At 42.6% G+C, this 7,283-nt stretch carries 8 protein-coding genes and 1 tRNA gene; 8 read left to right on the top strand and 1 reads right to left on the bottom strand.

The window, feature by feature from the left end; genetic code table 11:
* Window positions 1–15 precede the first annotated feature (15 nt).
* Window positions 16–100 (top strand) — tRNA-Leu (locus AB6E08_RS22260).
* A gap of 120 nt (window positions 101–220) precedes the next feature.
* On the opposite strand, the gene AB6E08_RS22255 is transcribed toward AB6E08_RS22260, so the two are convergent.
* Window positions 221–1,504 (bottom strand): carbohydrate-binding protein, encoded by a 1,284-nt coding sequence (locus AB6E08_RS22255; RefSeq protein ID WP_017100046.1) that lies wholly within the window; start codon window positions 1,502–1,504, stop codon window positions 221–223.
* A 247-nt stretch (window positions 1,505–1,751) separates the two neighbouring features.
* Between AB6E08_RS22255 and AB6E08_RS22250 the strand changes: the two genes are divergently transcribed.
* The 7 genes from AB6E08_RS22250 to AB6E08_RS22220 all read left to right on the top strand — a co-directional run.
* On the top strand, window positions 1,752–2,057 hold the full coding sequence (locus AB6E08_RS22250) for a PTS sugar transporter subunit IIB (RefSeq protein ID WP_029225390.1): 306 nt from the start codon (window positions 1,752–1,754) through the stop codon (window positions 2,055–2,057).
* Window positions 2,058–2,144: 87 nt separating this feature from the next.
* Complete coding sequence (locus tag AB6E08_RS22245) at window positions 2,145–3,479, top strand: PTS sugar transporter subunit IIC (RefSeq protein WP_017100048.1); 1,335 nt, start codon at window positions 2,145–2,147, stop codon at window positions 3,477–3,479.
* A 48-nt stretch (window positions 3,480–3,527) separates the two neighbouring features.
* Entirely contained in the window at window positions 3,528–3,839 is a 312-nt protein-coding gene (locus tag AB6E08_RS22240; protein WP_017100049.1) for a PTS lactose/cellobiose transporter subunit IIA, read from the top strand.
* Window positions 3,840–3,849: 10 nt separating this feature from the next.
* On the top strand, window positions 3,850–5,172 hold the full coding sequence (locus tag AB6E08_RS22235; RefSeq protein ID WP_069591647.1) for a 6-phospho-beta-glucosidase: 1,323 nt from the start codon (window positions 3,850–3,852) through the stop codon (window positions 5,170–5,172).
* Window positions 5,173–5,188: 16 nt separating this feature from the next.
* Entirely contained in the window at window positions 5,189–5,944 is a 756-nt protein-coding gene (gene chbG / locus AB6E08_RS22230; protein ID WP_017101456.1) for a chitin disaccharide deacetylase, read from the top strand.
* 108 nt (window positions 5,945–6,052) lie between these two features.
* The gene (locus AB6E08_RS22225) at window positions 6,053–7,048 is read left to right on the top strand and encodes a LacI family DNA-binding transcriptional regulator (RefSeq protein ID WP_017101455.1); all 996 of its coding nucleotides are present in this window, start codon (window positions 6,053–6,055) and stop codon (window positions 7,046–7,048) included.
* A 108-nt stretch (window positions 7,049–7,156) separates the two neighbouring features.
* On the top strand, window positions 7,157–7,283 hold a 127-nt coding region (locus tag AB6E08_RS22220), incomplete at its 3' end, for a DUF3391 domain-containing protein (protein ID WP_372160283.1).

Genomic DNA, 7,283 nt, shown 5'->3' with positions numbered 1-7,283 from the left:
ATGCCCCAAGATAATGCCGGTATGGTGAAATTGGTATACACGACGGATTCAAAATCCGTTGCCTTCGGGCGTGGCGGTTCAAGTCCGCCTACCGGTACCATATTTAAATGATAAAGCCTCGACGAAAGTCGGGGCTTTGTTATTTCTGAATCCCCAAAAAGAAAAAAAGCGCGAGGGGTATGCCTCGCGCAAACTACTACATGGTGATAGTAGGAACAGTCTATAGAGCTGTGAACAAGGTTTTCTGTGTATTTGGAGTCCACTCGGCTTGTGATACATGTGGTACGTTTACTAGGTAACGTAAACCTTGATATGTCACTACATCACTTTCCTCATAAGCAACGTTTAGCGTCCAATTGGTTGCTGGGTCGGCATTAGTCCAAAGGCTAGAGGTTGAAGATGGCGCCCAGTCTTGTTGTGCAACGTGTGTCGTTACGGCTTTGTAAACGGTGCCTGAGTGAGTGACGTAATCGCCAGCTGCGTAAGCGCTGCCAACTTGCCAAACCGGAGTGTAGTTATCCATGGTGTCGAAGACATATCCTGCTTCTTGAGCTATTTGAATGAACTTAGCTAACTTAGGTAAATTTTTGGTTGCTCCCATACCTCGTTTACCATCTTCAAATAAGAATTCATGCGTTAACACTATCACTTTGTCTGCGTGTAACGGCGTACCACAAGGAAATTCTTGTGCTTTGGAGTTGATAGGATTAATGGTAGTTGGTGCACAACTATTAAGTGCTGCATTAACATAGGTAAGGAATGGTTTTGCTTCTGTTAAGCTGTTTGCTGGCATCGCTATACCCCAGTTCTCAGGTGCCCAGTCTAAGTCCCAACCATGGGTTTGGTATCCATTATTCGCTAAGATGTTTTGCACTTCAATCGAGGCCTTAACGCTGTTTGAAGGGTTTTCAGTGTCACAGAAGTAACCAGGCTCCCAAGGTTTAAAATCATCAGATGTTGCACATAAACCATCTGCCTTAAAGTTCTTTGTTACACGCCAGCCATTGGTGTAAGGCAGTCGAGCAAATTCCTCTCCACGATAGTTTGGATAGCTGTTGATACTTGGTAAGTATCGTTCTAACACGGCTAAGTTTTCGGTAAAAGTACCCGCATCATGAGCAGGATCTTGGTAAGAGTTGATTTGATGGTCGCCGGTTGAATTACACTCTGCGCCACTGTTAGGGCCAAACTCTTCAACACAGTTATGAATCATGTGTGCGTAACTGTGGTTAGCCACGATATGCCCCGTATCAAGAGCAAGTTTTAAGGCCTCTAAAGCACGATCTTCATTTTCATCACCAATGCCATCTAAATGCCAAGCATTAAAATAAAAAGTACCTTTAATACCTTGTTCATTCAGCACATTAATTACATCGATAGATGCATTAATAGGGCCGTCATCGAAGGTTAAATATATGGTACCTATTGGTGCTTCTTGGGCATGAGAAAATTGAGATAGGGCAGTGCCTAAAAGTGTAATTATAGCCAGTTTGTTTAATTTCATTTTATATTCCTTAGTGGAAATTAATTATGACGTTGTCAGAAACAATATATTGATAGTTATAAATATAGGTTGTTGCTTTTAATTTCTTTCTGGCTTTTATCCTAGACCTAAATAATTAATAAAAAATAGGCCGTATTTTCTAAAGTGGGATTCAGTTCACGAACAATGCAACCGGTTGCGCTTTTTTGCGTTGGTTATTTTTGCTACAATTTTTGCAGGTTGAAATTTACACAATGGGAGTAAGGCTATGAAAAAGATCCTTTTATGCTGTAGCGCAGGAATGTCGACCAGTATGCTGGTTAAGAAAATGGAGCAAGCAGCTGAAAAGCAAGGAATTGTATGTGAAATTAACGCTTTGTCTGTGAACGCGTTCGATGAGGCTATCAAAGAGTACGATGTTTGCTTACTTGGTCCTCAGGTTCGTTTCCAGCTAGAAGAACTACGTAAAACCGCACAAGAGCATGGTAAAAATATAGAAGCGATTTCCCCCCAGGCTTATGGAATGATGAAAGGGGAAGAAGTACTACAGCAAGCTTTAGATCTGATTAACTAATTCAATAATTTTAAATATAAATAAGAGTACCACTGAATATTAATATTTGGTGCGGGATTCTTTTGTCTGAAAATAAGGATGGACTCTATGAAGCTTTATGATGCGATTATAGGAATCGTCGAAAAGCATATAGCCCCAATAGCGGCTAAAGTGGGTAATCAGCCCCATGTTAGAGCAATGAGAGACGGGTTTATTGTGGCAATGCCGTTTATTATTGTCGGTAGCTTTATTTTGATTTTTGCTTTCCCCCCATTTGAAGAGGGTACCTCGTTTACTTTAGGTCAAATATGGTTGGACTTTGCGACGACGCATTTCGATACTATTATGATGCCGTTTAATATGTCGATGGGGATAATGACCATATTTGTCTCGCTTGGGGTCGCCTATAGCTTGGCTAAAGCGTACAAAATGGATGGAATCACCAGCGCAGTATTATCGCTCATGAGCTTTTTATTAGTTGCTGCACCTGCAAAAGATGGTGCCTTGGCGATGAAGCACATGGGTGGTACTGGTATCTTTACTGCTGTCATGTGTGCTTTCTTCTCGGTAGAACTCTACCGCTTTATGAAGAAGCATAACATTACGATTCGTATGCCAGAGCAGGTCCCACCTGCAATCGCTCGTTCTTTTGAAGTTCTTTTACCTGTCTTAGCGATTTTCATTACGTTATATCCATTAAGTATTTTTGTTCAGACTCAATACGACATGCTGATCCCAGATGCGGTGATGGCAATGTTTAAACCACTGATCAGTGCTTCAAATACCTTACCAGCGATCATCGGCGCGCTGCTTGTTTGCCAATTATTATGGTTTGCAGGCATTCACGGTGCAGCGATCGTTGTTGGACTATTGTCTCCAATCTTCCTTACAAACATTAGCGTCAACATCGATGCGTTTGTTGCCGGTCAACCAATTCCAAATGTATTTACTCAGCCCTTCTGGGATTTCTACATCTTCATTGGTGGTTCGGGTGCAACTCTAGCGCTAGTCTTGTTGATGTCTTTCAGCCGTTCAGCGCACCTCAAAAGTATAGGTCGCATGAGTGCGGTGCCGGGTTTCTTCCAAATCAATGAACCGGTGATCTTTGGTAGCCCAATTGTGATGAACCCAATTTTGTTTATTCCATTCGTTTTCGCGCCAATCTTAAACGCAACCATCGCTTATTTTGCTATACATCTTGGTTTTGTTGGTATGGGGGTGGCGACAACACCTTGGACAACCCCTGCAATCATAGGGGCCTCATGGGGTAGTGGTTGGACGTTCTCACCAGTGTTGTTGGTTATTGCTCTTCTTATTCTCGACCTCTTCATTTATTTACCTTTCTTCAAAATGTTCGAGAAACAGGTGCTGGAGCAAGAGCTACCAACTAATAAAGAAACGAAAAATGCAGAAAAACCAACAGGCGAAGGCGTGACAGCCTAATGATTATCTGGGCTGTCATTTGGCAGCCCTCCTTTCTGGAGAGAAGATATGGAACAAGAATTAGTGGTAATGGAAATTATCTGTAATGCGGGCGAGGCCAGAAGCTTAAGCTATGAAGCATTGCGTCTATCTAGAGAAAAAGATTTTGCAACGGCTGAAGAAAAGCTATCCCAAGCAAGAGAATGTATTAACAAGGCGCATTTGGTTCAAACTCAACTAATTGAAGAAGATCAGGGAGAAGGCAAAGTGCCAATGACCTTAGTGATGGTACATGCTCAAGATCACTTAATGACCACAATATTGGCTCAAGAAATGGCCGTTGAAATCGTCGCATTGAACAAGCAACTTGCAGAGAAGTAGGGAAGCAATTATGTCGAGAGATGCAATCAAACTTGCCATCATTGGTGGTGGTAGTAGCTATACACCAGAACTCGTTGAGGGCGTTATCAAGCGCTTGGAATTTCTACCAGTGAAACAAATGCACTTTGTTGATATCGAAGTGGGGGCAGAGAAGCTCGAAATCATCAAAGGGTTAGCTCAGCGTATGGTTGACAAGGCTGGCGCCGATATTGAAATCAAAGCGGGATTTGATCGTCGAGAAGCCATCAAAGGTGCTGACTTTGTAATGACTCAATTTAGAGTAGGAGGCTTAGCTGCACGAGCTAATGACGAACGTATCCCTATCAAGTATGACGTTATCGGTCAAGAAACCACTGGGCCAGGTGGCTTTGCCAAAGCAATACGAACCATCCCTGTGATTCTCGATATTTGTAAAGACATTGAAGAGTTAGCGCCAAATGCATGGATGCTGAATTTCACAAACCCAGCAGGCTTAGTTTCTGAAGCAGTGAGTAAACACTCCAAAGTGAAGAGTCTTGGCTTGTGCAATGTACCAGTCTCGATGGAGATGATGATCGCTGAAATGATGGATTGTGAGCCAAAAGAATTGCAGCTTGAGTTCGCAGGTTTGAATCACTTGGTATGGGTACACAAAGCATGGCTTAGAGGGGAAGATATTACTCAAACTGTATTGGAAAAAGTCGGAGATGGTGCCAACTTCAGTATGAAAAATATTTGGGAAGAGCCATGGGACCCTGCTTTTCTTAAAGCTTTAGGTGCTATTCCTTGTCCTTACCATCGCTATTTTTATCAGACCGACGCTATGTTAGCAGAAGAGAAAAAGAGTGCTAGGGAGCAAGGTACTCGTGCTGAACAAGTCATGGAAACAGAATCTGCCCTTTTTAAGTTGTATCAAGACCCTAATTTGGACCATAAACCGAAGGAACTAGAGGAACGAGGCGGAGCTTATTATTCCGACGCGTCATTGAACCTAGTTGATTCGATTTATAACAACCGCAACAGTATTCACGTCGTTAACGTGTTAAATAATGGGGCCATTAACAGTTTGCCAGATAGTGCTGTGATTGAGTGTAGTGCAGTGATTGGTAGTTGGGGGGCAAAACCACTCGCGGTAGGGGAGCTATCTAATAACATCAAAGGTTTGCTCTATCAAGTGAAGGCTTACGAACAATTGGCGATTGAAGCCGCCGTTGAAGGCAGTTATGACAAAGCACTTATGGCGTTGACCAATAATCCGCTAGTGCCTGATATTGGTCGAGCGAAATCCATTTTGGATGACATATTGAGAGTCAATGCGTCATACCTTCCTCAATTCAAATTAACAACGTTATAGATAAGGTTGTATCGTCATGAAAGTGATTTTTAACGCAGATGACTTTGGCTTAACGTCAGGAGTAAATATTGGAATCATCAAAGCACACCAGCAAGGCGTTGTTAACTCGACCACTATGATGGTAGGCATGGATGCAGAGAAGCATGCTGTTGAGTTGGCGAAACAAAATCCAGATTTAAAAATTGGCGTGCATCTGCGTTTTACAGCGGGGCCTCCAATAACGGGGCACCCTAATCTTACTAACAATAAGGAGGAGTTTGTTAGTTACGCTGACCTGTGGAAGAAACAAGATTTCGATGCCAAGGTAGTGTATGAAGAAGCTGAAAGTCAGGTAGAGCATTTCCTTGCTTTAGGTTTATCCCTGAGTCATCTCGATAGCCACCATCATGCACACACTCACCCTCAATTACTGCCCGTAATTAGAGAGCTTGCTGCAAAGTATCGAGTGCCTTTACGTGGGAGTGGACTATGCCATGAAAGTAATTCTACTCGATATTTTTTTACTGATGAGTTTTACGACCAGGGCGTGAATTTAGATGGACTAATGAGGAACTTGCTCAGCCTAAAGGCTCAATACGATATTGTCGAAGTGATGTGCCATCCTGCAGAAATCGATAAATCTCTAATACATAAAAGTGGTTACGCATTACAGCGAGAGTTGGAGCTACAAGTACTGACCTCTTCGATACTTAAACAGGAACTTCTTCAGTGTGGTATCGCAGTCACGGATTACTCTGCACTTAGTTCTTCTTACCAAGTCGTCAGTGTATGATTTAGGCTGCCAGCGTCGACCCCCTATAATCACCTTACGATTTTCTGGTGGCCGCTTTACTTTTGGTCTCCCTTTTCAATAAAACAAGTAGTTGGATTAAGTAGTCATATGGCAAGGATTAAAGATGTCGCCGAACTCGCCGGAGTAAACCGCTCTACCGTTTCTCGTATTATTAATGGGGAGGGTAAGTTTCGAGACGAGACAAGAAAAAAAGTCGAAGCGGCCATGGCACAGCTCAATTATCGCCCAAGTGCTATTGCTCGCTCTCTCGCTACTTCATCAAGCAACATGGTTGGCTTGTTAGTGACCTACTATACAGGTGGGTTCTTTGGGGAGATGATGGAGCAAGTTCAAACTGAATTAGACACCCATGAAAAGTTCCTGATTACCGCGCAAGGCCATCATTCTGCAGATGGTGAGAGAGAGGCGATTCAACGTTTTCATGATCTTCGCTGTGATGGGTATGTGCTCCATAGTCGCTACCTTTCTGATGATGACTTACGTGAACTTGCCAAGTTGCCGACACCATTTGTATTGCTAGATCGCCATGTAGAAGGTATTGAAGAACGATGTGTTACGTTTAATCATTATGGTGCGAGTCGTATTGCTGTAGAGCACCTTATAACAAATGGTCACAGAAACATTGCTTGTATTATGGGACCTTCACAACGGCATAATAGTTTGCTGAGGAAGCTTGGTTATGTCGATGCAATGACAAGCGCAGGGATTGAAATTGATGAGAGTTGGTGTGAAGAAGGGGATTACGGACGTCAAAGTGGTTACGATGCAATGGCTGCTCTATATAGACGACATCAAGAAATGACCGCCCTTTTTTCTTGTAGTGAGGAGATGACGGTTGGCGCTATGCAATTTCTACATGAACATAAAATCCCGGTCCCAGAGAAAATCTCGATGGTGAGCTTTGATAGTGTTGATTTATGTGAAAGCCTTTATCCAACGGTATCAGCAGTACATTTCCCTATCAGTGATATGGCTAGAGCCGCAGTACAAACACTTATGGGACTAGTAAAGGATCAGCAATTAGAGAACAAGCTGCTCTTTGAAACTCATTTGAAAATACGCAAAGCAGAGAGGCCCATATAGCTTCTATTTAAAGCCATACTGCACACCATCTACATGGCGTGTTTATTGATGAATTCGTTTACAAAATCTATTATTAAAAGATTATAAAGAAAAGTCAGTAGTGGAAAAGTGGCAGACATTAAACTTACAGTAGATCGCATCCAGCCCGGCCTACATATACGACTCCCCCTAAAATGGAATGAACACCCATTTTTATTCAACAGCTTCAAAATAAAAGATGACGCTCAAGTGAAAA

This window comes from Vibrio sp. 10N.247.310.24 (assembly GCF_041467175.1).
Taxonomy (GTDB): domain Bacteria; phylum Pseudomonadota; class Gammaproteobacteria; order Enterobacterales; family Vibrionaceae; genus Vibrio; species Vibrio tasmaniensis_A.
This window is presented reverse-complemented; position numbering and strand designations above follow the sequence as displayed.